The organism is Thermogutta sp., from assembly GCF_014359955.1.
Taxonomy (GTDB): domain Bacteria; phylum Planctomycetota; class Planctomycetia; order Pirellulales; family Thermoguttaceae; genus Thermogutta.
Genome location: NZ_JACIYL010000971.1, coordinates 1 through 1449, shown reverse-complemented (window position 1 = coordinate 1449; position 1449 = coordinate 1). Strand labels below are relative to the sequence as shown.

Below are 1449 nucleotides of genomic sequence, written 5' to 3'. Positions count from 1 at the left end.
GTAAAGTGTTGATTAAAAAGATCATCCGGCCGCGCCGGGTCACGCACAACCATGCAGCGGTGTTGGACTCCTGGTGAGTGGAAAACGCGCTGGGCATGGCTATACTAAATGCGCCGTTTGCGGCACCGTTGCTCAGGCGGCGGGTCTTTTGGCACCAGTTCACACTCCAGAACGAGGGAGAAACCACGTGATGATGGGGTCCATCGCTCCGCGGCTGGTAGTTGCGCTTTGTATCTTCCTTGGATTTCTGGAGCAGGGAGAGGGAAGGGGAGAGGAACTCTTACGCGGAGGACAATGGAAGCTGGCCACTTTTCGGTGCGACGTAACCCCACCCATTAATGGTCGGCATCCGCTGATCTGGTTGGTGCCCGTCAAGGAAGTGGAAACACCGTTGGAAGCCCGCGGGGTCGTACTGGATGACGGACGGTCCCGCTACGTCCTGTGCGCCGTGGACTGGTGTGGCCTGTGCAATTCGAGCTATCGGCAGTTTCAGGAAAAGATCGCCAGTGCCCTGGGCATTCCTCCTTCCCACGTGGCCGTGCAAACCGTGCATCAGCACACCGCCCCTTACACGAATGGGGACGCGCAGAAGATTCTCGACCAATCGGGGGCGACGCTTCCCTATGTCGATTCTGCCTTCATGGAGGCCGTGACGGACAAGCTGGCTGCGGAAGTCAAAGCTGCGATGCAGCGACTCGAACCGTTCAACGAGGTAGGATTCGGCTCGGCGATCGTGGAGCAGGTGGCGTCCAATCGCCGCGCCTGGACTCCCGAGGGGAAACTGGTCGTCCGATACAGCTCGTGTAAGGACCCACAGATTCGGGCGCTTCCCGAGGGATTGATTGATCCGTATGTCCGCACGGTCACGTTTGCCCGGGATGGACGACCGCTTGTCCGGCTGCATTATTACGCCACACATCCGCAGAGCTTCTACGGAGATCCCCGAGCCAGCGCCGATGTCCCCGGCTTCGCCCGCAGCCGACTTGAGCGGGAAGAACAGGTGATGCAGATTTACTTCACTGGATGTGCCGGAAATATCACCATGGGGAAGTACAATGACGGCACACGGGAGGCTCGCGAGCAGCTCACCGAACGCTTGTACCGGGCGATGAGCCAGGCTTGCAAAAATACCCGGTATGAGCGTGTCCACGGGCTCCACTGGCGAGTTGAGTCGTTTTGCCTGATCCCGCGATCTGACCCGGGCTACACGGAAACCGATCTGCGAGCGCGGGTCAATCAGAAAGATTTGGACCCCGTGCAGAGAATCCGCGCCGCGGGGGGACTGGCGTTTCTTGCCCGGGCAAAACAACCCTTCCTCGCGCAGCTCCTGGAGATCAACGACGGCGCCATCTTGCATTTGCCCGGGGAATGTTTCGTCGAGTATCAGCTCTATGCTCAGTCATTACGACCGAATCGCTTCGTCGCGGTTGCGGCCTACGGAGACCTTGC

Annotated in this window: 1 protein-coding gene; it reads left to right on the top strand. The window is 59.4% G+C overall.

The features are described 5' to 3' along the window. Positions 1 to 190 precede the first annotated feature (190 nt). On the top strand, positions 191 to 1449 hold a 1259-nt coding region (locus H5U08_RS18660; RefSeq protein WP_297036610.1), incomplete at its 3' end, for a hypothetical protein.